Consider the following 22,998-nt stretch of genomic DNA (forward strand, 5'->3'; position numbering starts at 1 on the left):
GACCTGCTCTTGTGCTGGCGCTTTCTCGCCCTTCGCTGGGTTGCTATAAAGGCCTGCCAGCTCGCGACCCCCGTCGCGACACCGTCAATGGACCGTTTCATGATCCTGCTGATCGACAACTACGACAGCTTTACCTGGAATCTCTACCACTATCTCGGCGAACTGGGTGCCGAAGTGGTGGTCCATCGCAATGATGCCCTGACCGCAGCCGAGGCGCTGGCGCTGGCGCCGGAAGCCATCGTTCTGTCCCCGGGTCCCTGCGATCCAGACCGGGCGGGAATCTGCCTGGAGCTGATCGCACTGGCCGCCGGGAAGGTTCCGCTCATGGGGGTTTGTCTGGGACATCAGTCCATCGGCCAGGCACTTGGCGGACGCGTCATCAGGGCGCCACAGCCGCTCCACGGCAAGATGAGCCGCATCTCCCACAGTGGACAGGGCATCTTCGCCGGCCTGCCCTCGCCGATGCAGGTGACGCGCTACCACTCGCTGACCGTGGAGCAGGACAGCCTGCCGGATGTGCTGGAGGTGACTGCCAGAACGGCTGATGGCGTCATCATGGGCCTCCAGCACCGTGAACTTCCGATCCACGGCGTCCAGTTTCACCCCGAGTCCATTGCTTCGGAACACGGCCATCAGCTCCTGCGGAATTTCCTCACGCTGGCCGGCCGGGCCTGACAAGAAGCCAAGGAAGAAGCCATGCCCGCCGACATGCCCGACCTGAAAGCCCTGCTCGCCGAAGTGGCGAACGGGCGAAGCCTCTCCGAGAGAGACGCCCGCCGCGCCTTCGACATCATGATGGCTGGAGACGCCACGCCCTCGCAGATGGGCGGCTTCCTTATGGCCTTGCGCGTGCGCGGCGAAACCGTGGCAGAGATCACCGGTGCGGCCCGCGCCATGCGCGGACGCATGACCGCGATCGAGGCTCCAGAAGGCGCCATCGATACTTGTGGCACCGGCGGCGATGCCAAGGGCACCTTCAACATCTCGTCGGCCTCCACCTTCGTAATCGCCGCCTGCGGTCTTCCCGTGGCCAAGCACGGCAACCGCGCGCTTTCCTCGAAGAGCGGCGCCGCCGACGTGCTGTCCGCGCTCGGGGTAAACGTCGATGCGGACATGGCACTGATCCGCAAGGCCTTGTGGGAAGCCAACACCTGCTTCCTCATGGCGCCACGCCATCACAGCGCCATGCGTCATGTGGGGCCGACGCGGGTCGAGCTCGGCACCCGGACAATCTTCAACCTTCTCGGGCCCTTGTGCAGTCCGGCCAAGGTGAAACATCAGCTCATGGGTGTGTTCGACCGCGTCTGGCTGGTCCCGCTGGCCGAGGTTCTGCGGGAACTGGGCCATGAGCGCGCCTGGATCGTCCACGGGGAGCATGGCTTCGACGAACTGACCACTGCCGGGGCCACCTATGTGGCCGAACTGAACCAGGGTGACATTCGGACCTTCGAGGTCACACCCGAGGATGTCGGCTTGCCACGCTGTGCCCCCGACGACCTGGCCGGTGGCGACGGGCCGGAGAACGCCGCGACACTTCGGGCGCTCTTGGCCGGCCAGCAGGGGCCGCTGCGCGACACCGTGCTGCTGACGGCCGCCGCCGCGCTGGTGATCGGCGGCAAGGCCCAGGACCTGCGCGAGGGCATTGCGCAAGGGGCCCGCGCAATCGACGAGGGCCATGCCACGGCCGTACTGGAACGACTGGTGGCGATTACCAATGAGGGAGCAAGGGCATGAGCGACGTCCTGGCTCGCATATGCGCGGAGAAGCGCGAAGAACTGGCCCGCCGGAAGGCAATCCGTTCGCTCGCCGAAGTCCAGGCCGCTGCCGAGGCGACCGATCCGCCGCGCGGCTTTCTGGAAGCCCTGCGTCGTCGGGCGGCAAGCAATGGCTACGCTCTGATCTGCGAAATCAAGAAAGCATCACCTTCCAAGGGATTGATCCGAGAGGATTTCGATCCGCCTGCACTGGCCCAGGCCTATGCGCAGGGTGGCGCAACCTGCCTTTCCATCCTGACCGATACGCCCTGGTTCCAGGGCCGTGACGAGCATCTGCAGGCCGCGCGCGCCGCCGTCGACCTGCCGGTCTTGCGCAAGGATTTCATGCTCGAGCCTTATCAGATCGTCGAATCCCGCGCCCTGGGTGCCGACTGCATCCTGCTCATCATGGCCGCGCTGGAAGACGGGCAGGCAGCGGAACTGGAGGCGGCGGCCTTCGACCTGGGCATGGACGTGCTGGTCGAGGTACACGATGGCGAGGAACTGGCGCGCGCCTTGAAGCTCCAGTCCGCCTTGATCGGCATAAACAACCGCAACCTCAAGACCCTCGACGTCGATCTCAAGGTAACGGAAGAGCTGGGGCCGCAGATCTCCGACACGCGCTTCCTGGTCGCGGAAAGCGGCATTTACACGCCAGAGGACATCGCGCGCCTTCGTCGGGCCGGGGCCCGCGCCTTCCTGATCGGCGAGTCATTGATGCGCCAGGAGGACGTCACCCAGGCCACACGGAAACTGGCGGCAACTGACGAGGCGGCGGCATGAGCGAGTTCACCCACTTCGACGCGCAGGGCCATGCAGTCATGGTGGACGTCTCCGACAAGCAGGAGACGGAGCGTGTGGCCGTTGCCAAGGGCGACATCGTCATGCAGCCGGAGACGCTGGCGCGGATCCGCGACGGCGGCGTAAAAAAGGGCGATGTGCTCTCCGTTGCACGGCTGGCCGGCATCATGGGTGCAAAGCGCACCCCTGACCTCATTCCCCTGTGCCATCCCTTGGCCCTGACCAAGGTGAGTGTGGATCTGGCACTCGCGCCGGAGCGCAACGCCGTCGAGATCACGGCCACCTGCAAGCTCAAAGGCCGCACCGGCGTCGAGATGGAGGCACTGACCGCCGTGAGCGTTGCCGCGCTCACCGTCTACGACATGTGCAAAGCCGTCGACCGAGGCATGCGGATCGAGAATGTTCGCCTGGCGCATAAATCGGGCGGCAAATCCGGTGATTATGAGGCGCCGTGATGATTTCGGTTGAAGAGGCACGCACGCGTATCCTGGAGGCTTTCAGCCCGCTGCCAGCCGAGGTCGTGGCAATTGATCAGGCCCTGGGGCGGGTGCTGGCCGCTCCGGTGATCGCTCGGACCACTCAACCCCCGAAGGCCGTTTCGGCCATGGACGGCTATGCGGTCAAGGCTGCCGATGTGGCGCAAGCCCCCGTGCGCCTGCGCGTGGTGGGGGCCGCACCCGCCGGCGGCGACCACGACGGAATTCTGCAATCCGGCGAGGCCGTGCGCATTTTCACCGGCGGCCCGCTGCCGCGCGGCGCTGACGCCATCGTCATCCAGGAGGACACGGACAGCGGCGAGGACACCGAGGGCTCCTGGGTCGAGGTCCGCGTCACCGTTCCCGAAGGTCACTATGTCCGCCCCGCGGGGCTGGACTTCTCGGCCGGAGATCGGGGCCCCGAGGCCGGACAGCGGCTGGGCGTGCGGGACATCGGCCTGGCCGCTGCCATGGATCAGCCGTGGCTCACGGTTCACCGCAAGCCGCGTGTGGCAATCCTGGCAACCGGCGACGAGGTGGTCATGCCCGGCGAACCGCGCGGCCCCAACCAGATCGTCAGTTCCAACGGCCTGGCGCTGCAGGCGCTGGTGCGCTCCTGCGGCGGAGAAGCGATCAACCTCGGCATCGCGGAAGACAATCGGGATTCACTGCTGCGGCTCGCAGCCGGCGCGCAGGGTGCCGACCTGCTGGTGACCACCGGCGGCGCCTCAGTGGGAGAACACGATCTCATCCGCTCGGTTCTCGGCGAGGACGGGCTGGAGCTGAACTTCTGGAAGATCGCCATGCGCCCGGGCAAGCCTCTACTGTTCGGGCACCTGCGGGAAACGCCCCTGCTGGGTCTTCCGGGCAATCCCGTTTCCTCGCTGGTCTGCGGCCTGATCTTCCTGCGCCCGATCCTTGCCCGCCTGCAGGGTCTCGACACCGTTGAACGAACCGTCACCGCCCGCCTGGGCAAAGCGCTACCGGCAAACGACAAGCGGCAGGACTATCTGCGGACCCGCCTGACCGAGGAAGCCGACGGCAGCTTGATCGCTCTGCCCTTTACCCGCCAGGACAGTTCCATGATGGCCACCCTGGCACAGGCCGACGGCCTCTTGATCCGGACACCCTCCGCCCCTCCTGCCGAGCCCGGCGAACTGGTGTCCGTGCTGCCGCTGGCTGAAGGACGGCCCGGCCTGTAACATGGGACGCCTTCAGGGAAGGCAATCAGGGAGGTGAAGGGGATGACCAGACAGAGCAAGGGGCGTCGCGCTTTCCTGCGGGCCGGCGCCATGGCAGCCGCTGTTTCCCTTGGGCTGGGCTGCAGCGCCGGCGCGGCACAGGCTGAAGGCAGCAGCTACATTCTCGCCACCGCCACCACCGGCGGAACCTACTATCCCGTGGGCGTCGCCCTGGCCACTCTGGTGAAGATCAAGCTCCAAGCCTCCGACGGCATCGACATGTCGGCCATCTCCTCGGCAGGCTCGGCCGAAAACATCCGCATGATGCGCAACGGCGATGCACAGTTTGCCATCCTGCAGGGCCTGTTCGGCGTCTATGGCCGTGATGGGATCGGCCCATTGGAGCAGGAAGGACCGCAAGTCAATCTGCGCTCGATCACCGCACTCTGGCAGAATGTCGAGCACTTCCTGCTGATCAAGGATCTCGCCGAAACCGGCACAATCGAGGACATGAAGAACGTCTACGGCCGGCCCTATTCCATGGGCGCGGCCACCTCGGGCACGCGTTTCTCGAATGAGTTCATTCTCGGCAATCTCGGGATCGACCACGGACAGTTCGAGCAGGTGCACAAGGGCTATGGTTCCTCCATCGATGACCTGCGAAGCGGCGCCATCGTCGGCACCAATCCGGCCGCTGGTCCGCCTACCGGCGCGGTGACCCGGGCTTTCGCCCAAATGGGCGACGACATCGCGTTTCTCCAGTTCACCGACGAGCAGGCCCGCGCTGCCGATGGCGGGAACACGCTCTACAGCCCCTACACCATCGAGGCCGGGACATATCCGGGCCAGGAAGCAGACTGGCAGACGATCGCCCAGCCCAATTTCTTGGCGGTGAACGCCGATGTGGCGGAAGAGCACGTCTATCTCATCACCAAGACCGTCTATGAGAACCTGCCCTTCCTCATTAACATCCATGCTGCCACCGATGAAATGTCGCTGGAAACGGCTCTGACCGGGCTGCCCTTTCCGCTGCACCCCGGTGCTGCGCGCTTCTACGAGGAAGTCGGGATCGACATTCCGGAGCACCTGCGCCCGCGGTAACAGCGCCATGCAACGCAGGATGCGCGCTGCCCTCCTGCTTCATCTGGAATTGGCGAAAGCCGCATCAGGCTCTAGGTTGAAAGGAAGCCGCCGGTCGGGATTGGCACGGGGGCACGGGCAATAAGCAAGAGGAACACTCTCCATGGAAATGAGCGGCGAACAGCGTATTCCGGCACCGCGCCAGGTGGTGTGGGACGCGCTCAACGATCCGGAAGTGCTCAAGGCCAGCATTCCAGGCTGTGAAAGCCTGGAGCAGAACGAGGCTGGCGATGCCTTTGACGCCAAGGTGCGCGCCAAAGTGGGTCCCGTCAGCGCGCGCTTTGCCGGTTCCGTCAACTTGACCGACATCAACCCGCCGGAAAGCTACACCATCAGCGGTGAAGGCAAGGGCGGCGCAGCCGGCTTTGCCAAGGGCGGCGCCAACGTCAAGTTGACCGAGGAAGGTTCGGAAACTCTGCTGTCCTATGACGTGAATGCCAAGGTGGGCGGCAAGCTGGCCCAGCTCGGCTCGCGCCTGATCGACGGCACCGCCCGAAAGATGGCCGACGACTTCTTCGCGCGCTTCTCGGAGATTGCGGTGGAACGCGCCGGTGGCCCTGTTCCCTCCGGCGAAGCAGCAGCGGCTCGGCCGGCAGTGTTCGAGCCCACGCCGACGGAATCCGCGGAACTGCCCAAAGCCGAAACCGCTGCTGAGCCAACCGAGTCCGCAGTCGGAGCTGCAACGCCGGAGCCACAACCCGCGCAGCCCACGGAATCGGCAGAACTGCCCAAAGCCGAGACCGCTGCTGAGCCAACCGAGTCTGCAGTCGGCGCCGCAACGCCGGAGCCACAACCGGAGCCCGCACAGCCTACACCAGAGCCACAGCCTGCTGCCGCAGCGGAGACTGCACCAAGACCAAAGAAGGAGCCGCCCAGTTCGGCCGCCGGCCTGCCGCCGGCTGTTTGGATCGGTGTGTTGGTGGCAATCATAGCCATTTTGCTGTTTTTGATTCTCTGATCTGCACCCCCGCAATCCGGGTGCCTCTTGACCGCCGAGAAACCGCGCAACACACTCGCCAGCAGGGATGCCCCGGCCAGCGGGATACCGAACAACAAGACACTCTGTCGGCACAAGATCGACCGAGTTCCCGAACATCAGGAGGGAGACGGATGCCAAGCCTTTCCATGACGATCAACGGCAAGCAGGTGACCAAGGACGTCGATCCGAACACGCTGCTTGTTCAATTCCTGCGAGAGAACCTCTCGCTCACCGGCACCCATGTCGGCTGTGACACCAGCCAGTGCGGCGCCTGTGTCGTGCATGTGAACGGCAAGTCCGTGAAGTCCTGCACCATGCTTGCGGTCCAGGCTGAGGGCTCGGACGTCACAACCATCGAAGGCCTGGCCCAGGACGGCGAACTGCACCCCATGCAGGCGGCCTTCCGCGAGCATCACGGTCTGCAGTGCGGCTTCTGCACGCCCGGCATGGTGATGAGCGCCGTCGATCTGCTGCAAAACAACCCGGACCCTAGCGAAACCGAGATCCGGGAGTGGCTGGAAGGCAACATCTGCCGTTGCACCGGCTATCACAACATCGTCAAGGCCATCCAGGCCGCGGCGAGCGAGATGAGGAGGTGAGTCCATGTCCGACAGCGGAATCGGCGCCCCGGTAAGGCGCAGGGAGGACAAGCGTTTCCTGACCGGAAAGGGACGCTACACCGACGATATCAATCGCCCCGGCCAGCTATACGCCTACTTTCTGCGTTCGCCGGTGGCCCATGCCAAGGTGACCCGGGTCGAAACGGCCGAGGCCGAAGCAGCCCCGGGCGTGGTTGCGGTTTTCACAGGCCAGGACATGGCGGCCGACAACGTGGGCTCCCTGCCCTGCGGCTGGACGGTCACCGATCGGCACGGCGAGCCTCACAAGGCGCCGCCGCACTATCCCCTGGTGCGCGACAAGGTGCGCTACGTCGGCGATCACGTGGCGATGGTGGTGGCTGAAAGCTATCCGCAAGCGCGCGATGCCGCCGATCTGATCGAGGTGGACTACGACGACCTTCCCGCCGTGGTGGACACCAAGGAGGCCATGTCCGGCACCCAGATTCATGACGAAGCGCCTTCCAACCTCTGCTTCGACTGGGAACTGGGCGACAAGGACGCCGTGGAGCAGGCCCTGAGCCAGGCGGCGCGCGTCGTCGAGCTGGATCTGATCAACAACCGCCTGATCCCGAACGCCATGGAGCCCCGCGCGGCCATTGGCGAATACGACAGCGGCACCGACAGCTACACGATTTATTCGACCAGCCAGAACCCGCACCTGCTGCGGCTGATTCTCTGTGCCTTCGTGCTGAACCTGCCGGAATCCCGGGTGCGAGTGATCGCGCCGGACGTGGGCGGCGGCTTCGGCTCGAAGATCTATGCTTACGCCGAAGAAACTTGCTGCACCTGGGCCGCCAAGAAGGTCGGTCGGCCGGTGAAGTGGACGGCCGAGCGTGGGGAGGCTTTCGTCTCCGACGCCCACGGCCGCGACCACGTCACCAACGTCAAGTTGGCGGTGGATCAGGAAGGCAAGTTCCTGGCCTTGAAGGTGGATACCACGGCGAACGTAGGGGCCTATCTCTCCAGCTTCTCCACCTGTGTGCCGACCTATCTCTATGCCACCCTGCTGGCCGGGCAGTACGCCACCCCGGCAATCTATGCCAATGTGAAGGCGGTTTTCACATCCACGGCCCCGGTGGACGCCTATCGCGGCGCCGGTCGCCCGGAGGCCACTTACCTGATCGAACGGGTGGTGGAAGTGGCGGCCCGCCAGCTCGGCATGGATCCGGCGGAGCTTCGGCGCAAGAACTTCATCAAGCCCGACCAGTTCCCCTACCAGACCCCCGTGGCACTGACCTACGACATCGGCAACTACGAAGCCTCGCTCGACAAGGCTTTGGAGATGATCGACTACACGGGCTTCCCGGCACGCAAGGCCGAGGCGGAGAAGCGCGGCAAGCTGCGCGGCATCGGCCTGTCCGCCTACATCGAGGCTTGCGGCATTGCGCCCTCGGCCGTGGTGGGTGCACTGGGCGCCGGCGTCGGACTGTGGGAGTCGGCCCAGGTGCGTTTCAACGCCACGGGCACAGTGTCGGTCATGACCGGCGCGCACAGCCACGGCCAGGGGCACGAGACCACTTTTGCCCAGCTCGTGTCCGAGAAGTTCGGCATTCCCTACGACAATGTGGAGATCGTGCACGGCGACACCGGCGCCATCCCCATGGGAATGGGCACCTACGGCTCCCGTTCGCTCGCCGTGGGCGGCTCGGCCATCGTGCGGGCCTGTGAGAAGATCGTCGAAAAGGGCCGCAAGATCGCAGCCCACCTTCTCGAGGCCTCGGTGGACGATGTGGAGTTCAAGGACGGCCAGTTCACCGTGGTTGGCACCGACCGTTCCAAGTCCATGGCCGAAGTGGCCTTTACGGCCTATGTCCCGCACAACTACCCGGAAGGGGTTGAGCCCGGCCTGGACGAAACGGCGTTCTACGACCCGCTCAACTTCACCTATCCCGCAGGCGTGCACATCGCGGAAATCGAGGTCGACCCCGACACCGGCATCACGCAGATCGTGGACTGGGTGGCCGTGGACGATTTCGGCCGGGTGCTCAATCCGATGATCGTGGAAGGCCAGGTGCACGGCGGCATCGCGCAGGGCGTGGGTCAGGCACTGCTCGAGAACTGCGTCTACGACAAGGAAAGCGGCCAGTTGGTGACCGGCTCCTACATGGACTACACCATGCCGCGGGCGGATGACCTTCCGTCCTTCCGGGTCGGCATGACAGTCACCGAGTGCACCCACAATCCGCTTGGCGTAAAGGGTTGCGGCGAGGCTGGTGCCATTGCCGCCCCGCCGGCACTGATCAACGCCATCACCGACGCCATCGGCGCCGAGATCGACATGCCGGCCACTGCGGAGAAGGTTTGGCGGGTCTGCCAGGCCCGCTTCGCCCAGGCAGCCGAGTAAGGAGGAGAAACGAGAATGTACGCCTTTGAGTATCACAAGCCCTCCTCGGTCGAAGACGCCGTGGCGGCGCTGAGCGGCAAGGATGATCCGAAGATCGTGGCCGGCGGCATGACCCTGCTGCCGACCATGAAGCAGCGCCTCGCCTCACCCAGCGATCTGATCGACCTCGGCGGCATCGCCAACCTGGTGGGTGTGCGCGAGGACGGCGGCGCACTGGTCGTGGGTGCCATGACCACCCACGCGGCCGTGGCCGGTAACGACCTTGTGAAATCCAGGATCCCTGCCCTGGCCGCACTGGCCGAAGGAATCGGCGATCCGCAAGTGCGCAACCGCGGCACCATCGGCGGCTCGGTCGCCAATGCCGATCCGGCGGCAGACTATCCTGCCGGCCTGGTGGGCTTGGGCGCGACTGTGACCACCAACAAGCGCGAGATCGCGGCCGACGACTTTTTCACCGGCCTGTTCGAAACGGCACTTGCGGAAGACGAGCTGATCACCTCGGTGCGCTTCCCGGTGCCGCAGAAGGCAGCCTACGCCAAGTTTGCCAACCCGGCCTCGCGCTACGCCATCGTCGGCGTCTTCGTCGCGCAGACCGACGGCGGCGTTCGCGTGGCGGTCACCGGTGCCAAGGGCAGCGTTTTCCGCGTGGCGGAGATGGAGCAGGCACTGTCCGGCAACTTCTCAGCCGATGCGGTGGCCGGCATCAAGGTTCCGGCTGATGACATGAACGGCGATCTCCACGCCTCGGCCGAGTACCGGGCCCATCTGGTGACGGTCATGGCAAAACGTGCGGTGGCCGCTGCCGGCTGATCGCCTCGGCAGTGCAAGCTCAGGGCCCGTGCCTCAGGTGAGGCACGGGCCCTTTTCTTGTTGGAGACGATTTCTGTGCGGCTTGGCGTTCAGCCTGCCAGGATCGCCGGATCGAGGTGCCCGGTGAAGACCTCGGCCGCGGGGCCGGTCATCTCCACATGGCCGTCGCTCTCACGCCAGGCCATGCGCAGCGTACCGCCCGGCTGATGCAGCAGGGCGCTGCGCCCGGCGATCAGCCCACGCCGAACAGCGGCCACGACCACCGCACAGGCAGAAGAGCCGCTGGCATGGGTCGCCCCGGCGCCGCGTTCCCAAATGCGGTGCTTCAAAGCCCCGTCGGGCAGGACCTGCACCACCTGGACATTGGCACGCGCGGGAAAGAGCGGCGCATGCTCGATCTGCGGCCCGAGAGCGGCCAGATCGATTGCATCCGCATCCTCGACGAAGAAGACCACATGCGGATTGCCCATGGAGACCGCCACGGGATCGGACAGCGGCCCCAGGGCGAAATCCAGGTGCAGGGTGTCCATCTCGCGCGCCAGCGGAATGTCCCGCCAGTCCAGGCGCGGCGGCCCCATATCGACGGAAATCAGGCCATCGGCACCGGCGCGCGCATGCAGCTCGCCCACCAGCGAGCGGATGACCACCGCGTCCTTGCCGGTTTCCTGAAACAGCAAGCGCGCGACACAGCGCGTGGCATTGCCGCAGGCCTCCGCCGTGCTGCCGTCGGCATTGAAGAAACGCACGGCCACGTCAGCCCCCTCGGGCGGCGGCAGCAGGATCACCACCTGGTCGCAGCCAATACCGAAGTGACGATCCGCCACCCGGGCCAGTTGAGCCTGACTCAGCTCCAGCGGCCTGGTCCGGGCATCGAAGACGACAAAGTCATTGCCCAGGCCGTGCATCTTGCGGAAGGCGAGCGGCCCGCCTCCCCCGCCAGCGTCAGCCGCCATGCGCCCAGGCCCAATAGAGCTCGCGCGCCCGGCTGTAGATCGGCCCAGGCTGGAGGTCGCGGTTCTCGATTCGGGTGAAGGGCATCACCTTGCCGTAGTTGCCGGTCTGGAACACCTCGTCGGCTTCGAGGAAATCCTTCCAGGTCAGCGTGCGCTCATGGACCGTGATCCCAGCCTCGCGCAGCAGCTTGCTCACCCGCTGGCGGGTGATGCCGTTGAGGAAGGTGCCGTTTGGCACCGGCGTGTGCGCCTCGCCGTCCTTCGCCAGCCAGATATTGGCCGAGGTGAGTTCGGCGACATTGCTGTTGGAGTCGAGCATCACCGCGTTGTCGAAGCCGCGCGCACGGGCCTCGCGCAGCGCACGACCGCTGTTCGGATAGAGACAGGCTGCCTTGGCGTTGGTCGGCGCCGTCTCGATGGTGGGACGCCGGAAAGGCGAAAGCGTCACCGCACCGCCCTTGGGCTCCGGCAGCGTCGAGTCGTAGATCGAAAGGCAGAAGCGCGTGGTCTCCGGATCATTGTCGACGAAGCCGCCCTCGGCCCAGTACATCGGCCGGATGTAGAGCCCGGCACCCTTCTCGAACTTTGCGATGCCGTCCTGGCACAGCTCGAAGATCTCACCGGCCTCGTGCAAGGGCTTGAGCCCCATGGCGCGGGCCGAGTTGTTGATGCGCTGGCAATGGATATCCAGATCCGGCGCCACCCCCTCGAATGCCCGCGCCCCATCGAACACGCAGGAGCCCAGCCACATGGCATGTGTCATCGGCCCCACCAGCCCGGGATTGCCCTCCAGCCACGCGCCATCCACATAAGTCCAGGTTGTCATCACTCACCTCATATAGCCTCTCGCAGCAGCATAGCTTCTGGAACCGCGCACGCAATCCACGGCTTGCTGGGAGAGGCTGGAAGAGTGCCCAAAGCACCGGTAAGGTTTGGCCATGACTGAAAAGATCTATCACGTCTGCCGTGCCGAGGACTGGGCGGCGGTTGGGGCCAGCGGTGGTTATCGCGGCTCGGCCGATGACCTGCGGGACGGCTTCATCCACTTCTCCACGGCCGCCCAGGTTCGCGAAAGCGTCGCGAAGCACCGGGCCGGGCAAGGTGGCCTGGTCATTCTCGCAGTCGATGCCGCGGCCCTGGGCGACGCACTGAAATGGGAGCCGTCGCGGGGCGGGCAACACTTTCCGCATCTCTACGGGCCGTTGCCCCCGGAGGCCGTGCGCTGGGTTCGCCCACTGCCTCTGGGTCCGGAAGGACACAGCTTTCCGCCGCTCGAGGACTGAACCATGGCGCTGACGAACCAGGCGCTCGCCCTTCTCCGCCGGCTTGATCCGGAGCGGGCGCATCGCCTGACGGTGCAGGCGCTGGCCCTGGGTCTGGGGCCGAGGCAGAAGCAGGCTGACCACCCCATCCTGCGCACGACCCTCTTCGGGCGGGAACTGGCCAATCCCCTGGGCCTGGCCGCCGGTTTCGACAAGCATGCCCAGGTCATGGCGCCGCTCCTTGCCGCCGGTTTCGGTTTCGTCGAGGTAGGCTCCATCACACCGGAGCCGCAGCCGGGCAATCCACGGCCACGGGTCTTCCGCCTCCCGGAGGACGGTGCCGTGATCAACCGCTACGGCTTCAACAGCCGCGGCATGGAGCGCGCCGCCCGGCGCCTTGCCGGCTATCGCACGGCTGCTGGGCGCGGTTTCGTCGGGGTCAATCTGGGCAAGAACAAGCAGACAGCCGATGCGGCCGAAGACTACGCCCGCGGCGCCGCGCGGCTGGCCATGCATGCGGACTACCTGGTGGTCAACGTCTCCTCGCCCAACACCCCCGGCCTGCGTGCGCTGCAAGGGCGGCAAGAGCTGGAAAGCCTGATCGCACGCGTGCGCGCGGCCCTGCCCCAACCAGCACCGCCGCTGCTGCTCAAGATCGCACCGGACCTGACGGAGGCAGATCTGGAGGACATCGCCGCCGTGGCTCTGTCCGCACCGCTGGAGGGACTCATCGTCTCCAACACCACCATCACCCGGCCTGCGGACCTGCAGAGCGCCGCGAAGACGGAGGCGGGCGGGCTCAGCGGTCGGCCGCTTTTCGGGCTGTCCACCGAGGTCCTGCGGCAGGTCTATCGCCTGACCGGCGGCGCCCTGCCCCTGATCGGGGTCGGGGGCATCAGCAGCGGCGCCGATGCCTATGCCAAGCTGCGCGCCGGGGCCAGCGCGGTGCAGCTATACACGGCGCTGGTCTACGAAGGCCCCGCACTCATCCAGCGCATTAAGGCGGAACTCGCCGAGTGCCTGCGCCGGGACGGGCTGTCCGCTCCGGCCGATGCCGTGGGACGCGATGCAGGGCGCTGATCGTTCGCGCGCTCTGCAGATCATCGCGCTGGCCTGTCTTGCGCATGTGCTGAGCGTCGCACACCACGCCACCTTCCCCGCCCTGATCCCACTCTTCCAGGCGGAATGGGGCCTCAGCAACAGCGAGAGCGGCTGGATCAGCGGCGTGTTCTTCGCCGGATATCTTCTCGGCGTGCCCGTGCTGGTGCCGGCGACGGACAGTCTCGATCCTCGACGCATCTACGTCGCCTCCGCTCTGGTCGGTGGTCTGGCGACCTTGGCCTTTGCCTGGCTCGCCCAGGGTTTCTGGTCGGCCCTGCTGCTGCGCGCCCTGGCCGGTCTCGGCATGGCAGGCACCTTCATGGTTGGCCTGCGCCTGGTGACCGATCGCTTGAGCGGGCGCTGGGAAAGCCGCGGCGCATCCTGGTACCTGGCCAGCTTCTCCATCGGTCTCGCGATCTCGACCTTCCTGGCCGGCGAGCTGGCCAGCCTTGGCGGCTGGCCCCTGGCATTCCTGGTCGCGGGCCTGCTCAGCACGGGCTCCGTGCTACCGGCTTTGCTCCTGCCCCGGGTCACGGGCATGCGACAGCCGGCGCCGGTGGCGCGCCCGCTGGACCTGCGCCCGGCGCTGCGCAACCGTGCGGCGCTCGGCTACAACATCGCCTACGCCTGCCACACCTGGGAACTCTTCGGCTGGCGATCCTGGCTCGTCGCCTTCCTTGTCTTCGCCTTTGCCTGGCACGGTCAGGAAGGTGTCGCGGGCTTCGGGCCCACCCAATGGGCAAGCCTCTTCCTGATGCTGGGGCTGCCGGCGTCCATTCTGGGCAACGAGGCGGCTCTGCGCTGGGGCCGGCGCAGGACACTCACCCTGGTGATGCTCGCCTCTGCTGCCTTGGCCGCCGGTCTCGGCTTTGCCGCCGTACTGCCGCCCGCGCTGCTCCTATTGCTCGTTGCCTGCCACGCGATCCTGGTCATGGCGGACTCCTCGGCGCTGACCGCCGGCGCAGTGGCAGCGGCGACAACCCGGCGCGGCGCCACCATGGCAGTGCACTCGCTCCTGGGATTCACCTTTGCCTTCATCGCCCCCCTGGTGGCCGGCCTCCTGCTGGATCTGGGCGGCGACACGCCACTGGGGTGGGGGCTCGCCCTGGCCAGCCTCGGCCTGGTGGCAGCCTGCGGCCCCCTGGCGCTGCGCTATTCAGCGAGGCATCAAGCATTTCCCGCAGCTTGAGCGAAACGCTCCATGGCCTTGGCGAGTTTGATATCCTGTCCAGTAACGCCGCCGGCGTCATGAGTGGCCAGGGTGACCTCGACTCGATTGTAGACGTTGAACCATTCGGGATGGTGGTCCATCTTCTCGGCCGTGAGCGCCACCCGCGACATGAAGCCCCAAGCTTCGTTGAAACTCCTGAAACGGAAGGTACGCTGGATCGCATCGCGCCCTTCGACCTCGCCCCATTCCGGCAGGTCAGCGAGGGCGGCGGTGCGTTCGGTTCCGACCAGCTTTTCACGCATGGTGCAGCGCTCCTTGTTTGAAGGTCTCGATCAACAGGACGTGGCGGCCGGCCGGAAAGCGGTCAAGGAAAGTCTTTCATGCTTTTGAAGAGAAACATCATGGTCGAGTCTGGATTTCTTCATTCCCACGGTGCTCCGCCCAGCCTCGTCGACATGGATGCCATGGCCCGTGAGGCCCTGACGGCCGTTCCGCAGGAACTCCGACGGTTTCTCGGCGACGTGACGATCCGCGTGGACGACTTTCCCGACGACGAAGTGCTGGAACAGCTCGACTGCGAGTCCCCCTTCGACCTGCTCGGCCTCTACCGGGGCGTCGACCTGACGCAGCGCAGCTTCTCCGACCAGCCGCAGGATTTGGACGTCATCTTCCTCTATCGCCGCCCCATCCTCGACTATTGGTGCGAGACCGGAGAGGACCTGACGCGCATTGTCCGCCACGTGCTGATCCATGAAATCGGCCATCACTTCGGCCTGTCCGACGAAGCCATGGAGCGGATCGAGCAGGAAGTCTGAGCCTGCGGCTTGGGCAGCCGCCACAAGAGCGCCATATCCAGGCCATGGACATCGGCATCGCCACACTGCTGGCCTGGAAGGGCGTCATCGTTGGCGCCTGGTTTTTAGCCTTCTTCCTGGCTGAGCGGCTCCGGCCCGCCGCGGCACCCCTGACCCAGCAAGAGCACGAGCCGCGCGGCGGTACGCCGCGCCTGGGCCGCAACGCCGGGCTCTGGCTGCTCAATACCGGCCTGTCACCGCTGCTGGTGGTCCCGATCACGGCCTGGGCGGCGAGCCAGTCGCTCGACTGGCGACCCGCGGTCTGGAGTGGCTGGGGCGGTCTACTGCTCGACCTTCTGCTGCTGGACCTGCTGATCTATTGGTGGCACCGGGCCAACCACGAGATCGCCTTCCTGTGGCGTTTTCACGAGGTGCACCACCGCGACCGCTTCCTCGATGTCACCTCGGCGGTACGCTTCCACTTCGGGGAAGTGATCCTCTCGGCGCTGGCGCGGGCCGCCGTTATCTGGTTGCTGGGTTTTCCGCTGCTATCGGTGCTGGTGTTCGAGGCCGTGCTGCTCCTAGCCTCGGTCTTCCACCACTCCAACCTGCGCCTGCCGCGCGGGCTGGAACGCCCGCTCTCCAAGGTCATCATCACGCCGGAGCGGCATTGGGTGCACCACCATGCCATACGGCAGGATACAGACTCCAATTACGGCACGGTCTTCGTGATCTGGGATCGGCTTTTCCGCTCGCTCAATCCCAACCCTCGCCGGCTGGACATGGTGATCGGCGTCGAGGGGCGCGGCGAACAGACGCTGCTCGCGCTTCTGCTCCAGCCCTTCCGGCGGAACTCTGACGTCAATTCGTCCGATCGAAACCGGGCGCCCGGATCCCCGGCAGATTCTGCACATTGAAGACGGAGGGGTTGGGGCGAGTCTCGTAGTCGAGCTCGTGCAGCGCCACCTGAGTGCGCACCCCCTGGGAATCCACCACCTCCCAGAGCACCAGCTCCAACGGCTCGTGTTGGAACACCAATTCGATGGTCCCCTCTTCCGGTGAGTCGCTCTGGCGCAGCAGGATGGAGAGGTAGTCCTCGTCCTGTTGCACGTTCAGGATATCGAGCCCGTCCTCCAGATCGATGTCCTCGCGCAGGAGCAGCCACAGCGGCGTGCGGCTCAGCGGCACCATGGTGGCCTGCTCCAGTTCGCGATCATAGATGACGAAGTTCATCCCGTCGGCGACCAGAAGTGTGGGTTCGGGGGCATCATAGTCGAAGCGGATACGCCCCGGTCGCCGCAGGGCAAAGTCGCCTTCCGAGTGTCCGCCACGGGAGGTGGTCTGCACGAAACGCCCCTGCAGGCTTTCGATGTCGTTGAGATAAGCCTCGATGGCGTCCAGGCTGTCTTCCGCCTCGGCCGGCGCAACCTCCTCCGGCACCGACAAGGCAGGGACCTCCTGTGCCGCCCCGCTCTCCTGCGCCATCCCCGTCCCCGAGGGCAGCAGCAATGCGGCGGAAAACGTCAAGGCTGTCAGCGAAAGCAGGCTCATCACGGGCAAGGCCCTCCATGCAGGCGATGGTGACGGTACGTCAACTCACTGTCACGCTGGGCAGCGAAGATGCCAATCCCATGGCAGCTTCACGGCACCTTTGCGGCGCCGCCTCAGTCATAGCCACGCTCGCCCAACAGCACCTCGCGCTTGCCGACATGATTGGCCGCGCTGACGATCCCCTCGGCCTCCATCTGCTCCACCAGGCGGGCCGCCCGGTTGTAGCCGATCTGGAGCTGGCGCTGGATGAAGGAGGTGGAGGCCTTGCGGTGGCGCGCCACCACCTCCACGGCGCGGCGGTAAAGCTCTTCGTCCGGGCCGCCCTCGCCGCCACCGAGGCCGGGAATGCCCTCTTCCTCGCCTTCCGGTTCGTCGGTCAGGCCCTCGACGAAGCTCGGCTGGCCCTGTGCCTTGAGGTGGGCCACGACGGCTTCCACCTCCTGGTCGGAGACGAAGGGCCCATGCACGCGGGTGAGCCGTCCGCCGTGGGCCATGTGCAGCATGTCGCCTTGGCCCAGCAGATGCTCGGCCCCGGACTCGCCCAGGATGGTGCGGCTGTCGATCTTGCTGGTGACATGGAAGGAGATGCGGGTGGGGAAGTTGGCCTTGATGGTGCCGGTGATGACATCCACGGAGGGCCGCTGGGTGGCCATGATCAGATGAATGCCGGCAGCACGCGCCATCTGCGCCAGGCGCTGGATTGCCCCCTCCACCTCCTTGCCGGCCACCAGCATGAGGTCGGCCATCTCATCCACCACCACCACCACATAGGGCAGCGGCTCCAGGTCGAAGGGCTCCTCCTCGTGAATCGGCTGCCCGGTGTCGGGATCGAAGCCGGTCTGCACCCGGCGGGTCAGCACCTCGCCGGAGCGCCGCGCCTCCTCCAAGCGGGCATTGTAGCCGTCGATGTTGCGCACACCGAGCAGCGACATGGCGCGATAGCGGTTTTCCATCTCCCGCACCGCCCACTTCAGCGCCACCACCGCCTTCTTCGGCTCGGTCACCACCGGTGTCAGCAGATGCGGGATGCCGTCATAGACCGACAGCTCCAGCATCTTGGGGTCGACCATGATCATGCGGCAGCGTTCGGGCGGCAGGCGGTAGAGCAGCGAGAGGATCATGGCGTTGATCCCCACCGACTTGCCCGAGCCGGTGGTGCCGGCGATCAGCAGGTGCGGCATGCGCGCCAGATCGACGGAGATCGGCAGGCCGCCGATGTCCTTGCCCAGCACCAGTGGCAGGGCCGCCTTGCTTTCGATGTAGTCGCTGCTGGCCAGCAGTTCGCGCAGATAGACCGTCTCGCGCTTGCGATTGGGCAGCTCGATGCCGATGGTGCTGGTGCCTGGAACCACGGCGACACGCACCGAGGTGGTGGACATCGAGCGCGCGATATCGTCGGACAGGGCCACCACCCGGCTGGTCTTGGTGCCCGGCGCCGGCTCCAGGTCATAGCGGGTGACAACCGGGCCCGGACGGACCTTCACGATCTCGCCGCGCACGCCGAAATCCTGCAGCACACCTTCCAGGAGGCGCGCGTTCTTTTCCAAGCCGTCGCGGTCCAGTTGGCCGCCATCTTTTGTGGGCTCCGTCAGGAGCGTCAGCGCAGGGGGGTCATAGCCGCCATCGCCGAAGGAGAGCGAGGTCTGCTCCTCGCCGCGTTCGCGCCGCGGTGCCTTGGTTCGCGGACTCGGCTCGGCCACCAGGCCCGGGGCCGGACTCTTGGCCCCTGAATCCGGCAGCGCATCGGGCGCGGCCTCGGGCGCGGCCGGCCTGACCGCCTTGCGTTGGCGGCGCGCGGGCGCCGGACGCGCAGGCTTCTCCGCCGGAGGCCCATCCGGCAGTGTCTCCTCGCTGGACCGGCGGCGGCCAAGCAGGCTCACGCCGCGTCCCAAGCCACTGCGCAGGTATCCGACGGCGCGGCCGCTGCCCTGCCCCAGTCCGCGGCCAACGGCCCGCCATTCGCCCAGGCGAAAGGCGAGCGCAAAGACCCCCAGGCCCAAGGCGAGCACCGCGGCCAGCAATGCCGGAATCACCGGGGAAACCGCAAAGAGCCGCAACGACTGGGACAGCAACAGGAGACCCAGCCAGCCTCCCAGGCCGCTGCGCAGTGGCCAGCCTTGGGTCGCCGGAACGACAGTGAGCGCCAAGGTGGCGGCCATCAGCGCCACCACGGCGGCAAGCAGGCGCAAGGTGAAGCGGCTGATGGCGTGGCTGCGCAGCAGCCGCCAGCCCCAGGCCATCGGCAGGAAGGCGAGCAGGAAAGCGCCCAGGCCGAAGCTCTGCAAGAGCAGGTCGGCCGTGTAGGCGCCGGGCAGTCCCAAGGGGTTGCTGACGTCCTGCGCCCCGGCGCGATTGAGGGAGGGATCGGCCGGATCGTAGCCCAGGCACACCAGCAGCAGCAAAAGACCGAGCAGCACGAGGCCGAGGCCCAGAGCCTCGATCATACGATCACGCAGGAAGGTGACCGCTCCGGCCGGCAGCAGGCGGTAGGACTTTCCGCGTGCCCCTGTGCGGTTGCTCGTGTTGCTTGCGCCCCGTGCCGAAGCCACCGCGCCTACCCCAGCACCTCGATCAGGCGATCGAGCGCGGGTTCGGTCACCTCCGGTCCATAGACCAGGGCCACCCGGATGAAACGCTCACTCGGATTGCCACCGGGCAGCGGCCGGGCGCAGAGATAGCCGCCGGGCAGCGTGCGGATACCGGCCTCGCGCCACAGCCGCTTCGCCGCCGCCTCGCCATCACCCACCTCGAGCCAGAGGAAGAAACCGCCCGCCGGCTTTGTCCAGCCGAAGCGGTTGCCCAGCTTTCGTTCGGCCAGAGTGAAGAGATTCTGGTAGAAACCGCGCGTTTCGGCGACATGGGCCTCGTCGTTCCAGAGCGCGGCGCCTGCCTCAAGTATCGGCACCGGCACGCCCGCTCCGCCGTACCGGAAGAAGGCATCGATCGCGTCCACCATGCCCTGCTCCCCGGCGACGAAGCCGCAGCGCAGGCCAGCGGCGCTGGAGCGCTTGGACAGGGACTGAAAGCTCAACACCCGGTCGAGCGAACCGCTTTCGGCCGCAGCCTCGAGCACGCCGGCCGGCGGGGTCTCGGTGTAGACGTCGGCGTAGCATTCGTCGGCGGCCAGGGTGAAGCCATGCTGGCGTGCCAGCGCAATCATCCGGCTCCACTGGGCCTTGTCCGCCACGGCGCCTTCCGGATTGGAAGGCGAGCAGAGGAAGGCGATTGCGGTGCGGTCCAGGATGTCCGGGTCGAGCGCACTGAAGTCGGGCAGGAAGCCCGTTTCGCGGGTCACCGGCACGAAAACGGGCTCGGCGCCCGCTGCCACGGCGCCGCCCACGTAGACGTGATAGCCCGGGGCGGGAATCAGCACCTTGGTCCGCCCCTCGGCCGCGCCCAGGTTGATCGCCGCCAAGGTGGCGAAAAACAGCCCCTCGCGGCTGCCTGGGATCGGCAGCAGGTGGCGGTCTTCCTCGATGAAGCCGTCGGGCAGCCCGTAGCGCCGGTTGAGCCAGCCCACGGCAGCCTTGCGATAGCTCTCCGGCCCACGGAAGGGAGGATAGCGTGACCAGTCTCCGGGAAACTGCGCGATCGTCTTCGCCACCAAGGGCGGCGCCGCGAGCTGCGGGTCGCCTACGGAGAGATTGATCGGCTTGCCGTCGGGCAGCGGCGAGCGACCGGGCTCCACCCCCTCGAGCAGACGCGCCAGCCGCAGGAAGGGATGAAAGCTGCGCGGGTCGACACGCAAGGGGCCTTCGTCCCCGGCTACGGCCGCGCTGGCCGGCGGCGTGCTGGATCGACTGGCTTCGGTCATGCTGGCTCCTCAACTGGTCGTGCCAAGGCACGGCGCTTGCCTGGGACAAGACGTGAACAGGGTAACCGCTTCATGCGGTCATGGAAACCTGTAGTGGCCTGCTTGCGCCGACTCCCAAGATTTGGGAAGAACAAACGCGAAATGTTCCCAAACTCCCTGGAGCCGCTTGCGGGCGTGGCTGACTCACACGGCGGCGCCCACTCGAGCGGATCTCGTTTGAACTGTAACGCGCAGCGTTTAGAACAAACGCGTGAATCCGCTCTGAATCAAGGGTGTAGAGCAGATTCACGTCTCAAATCGCTTCGCTTCGCGAACCCGATTTGAGACGATCTGCTCTAACAGCGCCGCCGCTGATGCTGCTCGCTCCGGATCTCAGTGCAGTTCGATCCAGATGGTCTTGAGTTCGGTGTACTTCTCCATCGAGTGCAGCGACTTGTCGCGACCAAAGCCGGACTGCTTGTAGCCGCCGAAGGGCGTGGTGATGTCACCGCCGTCGAAGCAGTTGACCCAAACCGAGCCGGCCCGCAGCGCGCGCGCCATCTTGTGCGCCTTGTTGATGTCGCGGGTCCACACAGCAGCCGCCAGGCCGTAGATGGTGTCGTTGCCGATGCGCACCGCCTCGCTGGCGTCCTTGAAGGTCAGCACCGAGAGCACCGGACCGAAGATCTCTTCCTGGGCGACACGCATGTTGTTGCGCACACCGTCGAAGATTGTCGGCTCGACATAGCAGCCGCCGGTGTCGGCAAAGGCCTGCTTGCCGCCCAGCAGCAGCTTGGCGCCCTCGTCCTGACCGATCCCGATGTAGGACATCACCTTGTCGAGCTGCTCCTTGTCGACGATGGCGCCCATCTGGGTCTGGGGGTCCAGCGGGTTGCCGAAGCGCATGCCGGAAGCGACCTTCTGCACCTTCTCCAGGAACTCGTCCTTGATCGACTCCTCGACCAGCAAACGGGAGCCGGCGTTGCAGACCTCACCCTGGTTGAAGAAGATTCCCCAGGCGGCAGCACTCGCAGCGGCATCCATGTCGTGGGTGTCCGCCAGCACGATGTGCGGGGTCTTGCCGCCGCACTCCAGGGAGACGCGCTTCATATTGGTCTCACCGGAATAGCGCAGCAGCAGCTTGCCCACCTCGCCGGAGCCGGTGAAAGCGATTGAATCCACGTCCATGTGCCGGGCCAGCGCCTTGCCGGCCTCTGGGCCATAGCCGGTGACCACCTGGAAGACCCCCTCGGGCACGCCGGCCTCAGCGGCCAGCTCGGCCACGCGGATGGCGGTCAGGGAGGACTGCTCGGCCGGCTTGATAATCAGTGAGTTGCCGGTGGCCAGCGCCGGACCGATCTTCCAGGCCGCCATCATCAGCGGGAAGTTCCAGGGCACGATCGCCCCGACCACACCCACCGGCTCGCGCCGCAGCATGGCGACGATGTTGTGCGCGGTGGGCGCCACCTCGTCATAGACCTTGTCGGCAGCTTCCGCGAACCAGCGGATGCAGTTCGCCACGCCCGGAATATCGATGTTGCTGGAATCGGTGATGGGCTTGCCCATGTCCAGCGTCTCCAGCAGCGCCAGCTCGGTGCGGTGCTGCAGGATCAGGTCGGCGAACTTGAGCATGATCCGCTTGCGCTTGGCCGGCGCCAAGTCGGCCCAGCGCCCGTCCTCGAAGGCGGCGCGCGCCGCGCGCACGGCGCGATCCACGTCCTCCTCGCCGCAGCGGGCAACCTTGGTCAGCAGACGGCCGTCGATCGGGCTGGTGCAGTCGAAGGTCTCGCCGCTGGCGGAATCGACATAGCGACCGCCGATGAAGGCCTGCCCCCGGATGTTCAGGCCCTGGGCCTGCTCCTGAACGGCATCGAGGGAAAGAAGCGCAGACATGGGAAGTCTCTCCTCGGTAAGAGTGGAAAACGGGACTGGCGCCGCCAGTGCCGGACAAAGGCCTCCAGACATCGGCGCGTCTCGGCCGGACGATAGCGCCGCCCATAGGGCGCAGCAAGCACGCGCGCACCTCCAAAGGCAGCCTTCGGGCGCTCGCTCTGGAACCTTCGCGGAGGGGCCTGGATGCTGGCCCGGATGCTGGCGTTGACAAGGCGCCGCCCCTGCGCCTAGAAGGTCTCGCCGCAAACGTCGTGGTGGACAGCCGCTCGTTTTGCGGAGGGGTGGCCGAGTGGCTGAAGGCGACGGTTTGCTAAACCGTTATAGGGTTAACCCCCTATCGTGGGTTCGAATCCCATCCCCTCCGCCATTCCTTGC

Annotated in this window: 22 protein-coding genes and 1 tRNA gene; 16 read left to right on the forward strand and 7 right to left on the reverse strand. The window is 66.2% G+C overall.

Annotation, left to right across the window (positions count from 1 at the left end):
* The first annotated feature begins 99 nt into the window (after positions 1-99).
* From ABZ720_RS12660 to ABZ720_RS12705, 10 genes are all read left to right on the forward strand, one after another.
* A complete protein-coding gene (locus ABZ720_RS12660) occupies positions 100-675 on the forward strand; it encodes an anthranilate synthase component II (RefSeq protein WP_366555891.1) in 576 nt (191 codons plus the stop codon).
* Positions 676-696: 21 nt separating this feature from the next.
* A complete protein-coding gene (gene trpD, locus ABZ720_RS12665) occupies positions 697-1,734 on the forward strand; it encodes an anthranilate phosphoribosyltransferase (RefSeq protein WP_366555892.1) in 1,038 nt (345 codons plus the stop codon).
* Positions 1,731-2,537, forward strand: coding sequence for an indole-3-glycerol phosphate synthase TrpC (gene trpC, locus ABZ720_RS12670; RefSeq protein ID WP_366555893.1), 807 nt, complete (start codon positions 1,731-1,733; stop codon positions 2,535-2,537). The genes trpD and trpC overlap by 4 nt, the downstream gene beginning before the upstream one ends.
* Positions 2,534-3,010 (forward strand): cyclic pyranopterin monophosphate synthase MoaC, encoded by a 477-nt coding sequence (gene moaC / locus ABZ720_RS12675; RefSeq protein ID WP_366555894.1) that lies wholly within the window; start codon positions 2,534-2,536, stop codon positions 3,008-3,010. Before trpC ends, moaC begins: the two co-directional genes overlap by 4 nt.
* The gene (locus ABZ720_RS12680) at positions 3,010-4,233 is read left to right on the forward strand and encodes a molybdopterin molybdotransferase MoeA (protein WP_366555895.1); all 1,224 of its coding nucleotides are present in this window, start codon (positions 3,010-3,012) and stop codon (positions 4,231-4,233) included. Before moaC ends, ABZ720_RS12680 begins: the two co-directional genes overlap by 1 nt.
* Before the next feature lie 42 nt (positions 4,234-4,275).
* Positions 4,276-5,313 carry a TAXI family TRAP transporter solute-binding subunit gene (locus tag ABZ720_RS12685; protein WP_366555896.1) on the forward strand — a complete coding sequence of 346 codons (1,038 nt, stop codon included), beginning with the start codon at positions 4,276-4,278 and terminating at the stop codon, positions 5,311-5,313.
* Positions 5,314-5,455: 142 nt separating this feature from the next.
* A complete protein-coding gene (locus tag ABZ720_RS12690; RefSeq protein WP_366555897.1) occupies positions 5,456-6,310 on the forward strand; it encodes an SRPBCC family protein in 855 nt (284 codons plus the stop codon).
* A gap of 152 nt (positions 6,311-6,462) precedes the next feature.
* Entirely contained in the window at positions 6,463-6,930 is a 468-nt protein-coding gene (locus ABZ720_RS12695; RefSeq protein WP_366555898.1) for a (2Fe-2S)-binding protein, read from the forward strand.
* Positions 6,931-6,934: 4 nt separating this feature from the next.
* Entirely contained in the window at positions 6,935-9,295 is a 2,361-nt protein-coding gene (locus ABZ720_RS12700) for a xanthine dehydrogenase family protein molybdopterin-binding subunit (RefSeq protein ID WP_366555899.1), read from the forward strand.
* 15 nt (positions 9,296-9,310) lie between these two features.
* On the forward strand, positions 9,311-10,105 hold the full coding sequence (locus tag ABZ720_RS12705; protein ID WP_366555900.1) for an FAD binding domain-containing protein: 795 nt from the start codon (positions 9,311-9,313) through the stop codon (positions 10,103-10,105).
* Between the two features lie 89 nt (positions 10,106-10,194).
* Here the strand turns inward: ABZ720_RS12705 and dapF are convergent, their stop codons facing one another.
* Together dapF and ABZ720_RS12715 are read right to left on the reverse strand one after the other, a co-directional pair.
* Positions 10,195-11,058, reverse strand: a complete 864-nt coding sequence (gene dapF / locus ABZ720_RS12710; RefSeq protein ID WP_366555901.1) for a diaminopimelate epimerase — start codon at positions 11,056-11,058, stop codon at positions 10,195-10,197.
* Complete coding sequence (locus tag ABZ720_RS12715) at positions 11,048-11,884, reverse strand: branched-chain amino acid aminotransferase (protein ID WP_366555902.1); 837 nt, start codon at positions 11,882-11,884, stop codon at positions 11,048-11,050. The genes dapF and ABZ720_RS12715 overlap by 11 nt, the downstream gene beginning before the upstream one ends.
* Positions 11,885-11,996: 112 nt before the next feature.
* On the opposite strand from ABZ720_RS12715, the gene ABZ720_RS12720 reads away from it, so the two are divergent.
* From ABZ720_RS12720 to ABZ720_RS12730, 3 genes are read left to right on the forward strand one after another with little or no spacing between them, the layout of a single operon-like run.
* On the forward strand, positions 11,997-12,341 hold the full coding sequence (locus ABZ720_RS12720; RefSeq protein WP_366555903.1) for a DUF952 domain-containing protein: 345 nt from the start codon (positions 11,997-11,999) through the stop codon (positions 12,339-12,341).
* Between the two features lie 3 nt (positions 12,342-12,344).
* Positions 12,345-13,400, forward strand: coding sequence for a quinone-dependent dihydroorotate dehydrogenase (locus tag ABZ720_RS12725; RefSeq protein WP_366555904.1), 1,056 nt, complete (start codon positions 12,345-12,347; stop codon positions 13,398-13,400).
* Positions 13,387-14,610, forward strand: a complete 1,224-nt coding sequence (locus ABZ720_RS12730) for an MFS transporter (protein ID WP_366555905.1) — start codon at positions 13,387-13,389, stop codon at positions 14,608-14,610. Before ABZ720_RS12725 ends, ABZ720_RS12730 begins: the two co-directional genes overlap by 14 nt.
* Here the strand turns inward: ABZ720_RS12730 and ABZ720_RS12735 are convergent.
* A complete protein-coding gene (locus ABZ720_RS12735; RefSeq protein WP_366555906.1) occupies positions 14,589-14,894 on the reverse strand; it encodes a 4a-hydroxytetrahydrobiopterin dehydratase in 306 nt (101 codons plus the stop codon). The two genes, ABZ720_RS12730 and ABZ720_RS12735, sit on opposite strands and share 22 nt — an antisense overlap.
* 78 nt (positions 14,895-14,972) lie before the next feature.
* Between ABZ720_RS12735 and ABZ720_RS12740 the strand changes: the two genes are divergently transcribed.
* Together ABZ720_RS12740 and ABZ720_RS12745 are read left to right on the forward strand one after the other, a co-directional pair.
* On the forward strand, positions 14,973-15,407 hold the full coding sequence (locus tag ABZ720_RS12740) for a metallopeptidase family protein (RefSeq protein WP_275823557.1): 435 nt from the start codon (positions 14,973-14,975) through the stop codon (positions 15,405-15,407).
* A 44-nt stretch (positions 15,408-15,451) separates the two neighbouring features.
* Complete coding sequence (locus ABZ720_RS12745; RefSeq protein ID WP_366555907.1) at positions 15,452-16,303, forward strand: sterol desaturase family protein; 852 nt, start codon at positions 15,452-15,454, stop codon at positions 16,301-16,303.
* Here ABZ720_RS12745 and ABZ720_RS12750 read toward each other — a convergent pair.
* The 4 genes from ABZ720_RS12750 to ABZ720_RS12765 all read right to left on the reverse strand — a co-directional run bounded on the left by ABZ720_RS12750 (position 16,248) and on the right by ABZ720_RS12765 (position 22,623).
* On the reverse strand, positions 16,248-16,937 hold the full coding sequence (locus ABZ720_RS12750) for a LolA family protein (RefSeq protein ID WP_366555908.1): 690 nt from the start codon (positions 16,935-16,937) through the stop codon (positions 16,248-16,250). The two genes, ABZ720_RS12745 and ABZ720_RS12750, sit on opposite strands and share 56 nt — an antisense overlap.
* Positions 16,938-17,050: 113 nt before the next feature.
* Positions 17,051-19,486 carry an FtsK/SpoIIIE family DNA translocase gene (locus tag ABZ720_RS12755; RefSeq protein ID WP_366555909.1) on the reverse strand — a complete coding sequence of 812 codons (2,436 nt, stop codon included), beginning with the start codon at positions 19,484-19,486 and terminating at the stop codon, positions 17,051-17,053.
* Between the two features lie 5 nt (positions 19,487-19,491).
* Positions 19,492-20,751, reverse strand: a complete 1,260-nt coding sequence (locus tag ABZ720_RS12760) for an aminotransferase class I/II-fold pyridoxal phosphate-dependent enzyme (protein ID WP_366555910.1) — start codon at positions 20,749-20,751, stop codon at positions 19,492-19,494.
* Positions 20,752-21,123: 372 nt separating this feature from the next.
* Positions 21,124-22,623 (reverse strand): aldehyde dehydrogenase, encoded by a 1,500-nt coding sequence (locus tag ABZ720_RS12765; RefSeq protein WP_366555911.1) that lies wholly within the window; start codon positions 22,621-22,623, stop codon positions 21,124-21,126.
* A 275-nt stretch (positions 22,624-22,898) separates the two neighbouring features.
* On the opposite strand from ABZ720_RS12765, the gene ABZ720_RS12770 reads away from it, so the two are divergent.
* Positions 22,899-22,990 (forward strand) — tRNA-Ser (locus tag ABZ720_RS12770).
* The last annotated feature ends 8 nt before the right edge of the window (positions 22,991-22,998 follow it).

This window comes from Aquibaculum sediminis (assembly GCF_040712085.1).
GTDB lineage: Bacteria > Pseudomonadota > Alphaproteobacteria > Kiloniellales > DSM-21159 > Aquibaculum > Aquibaculum sediminis.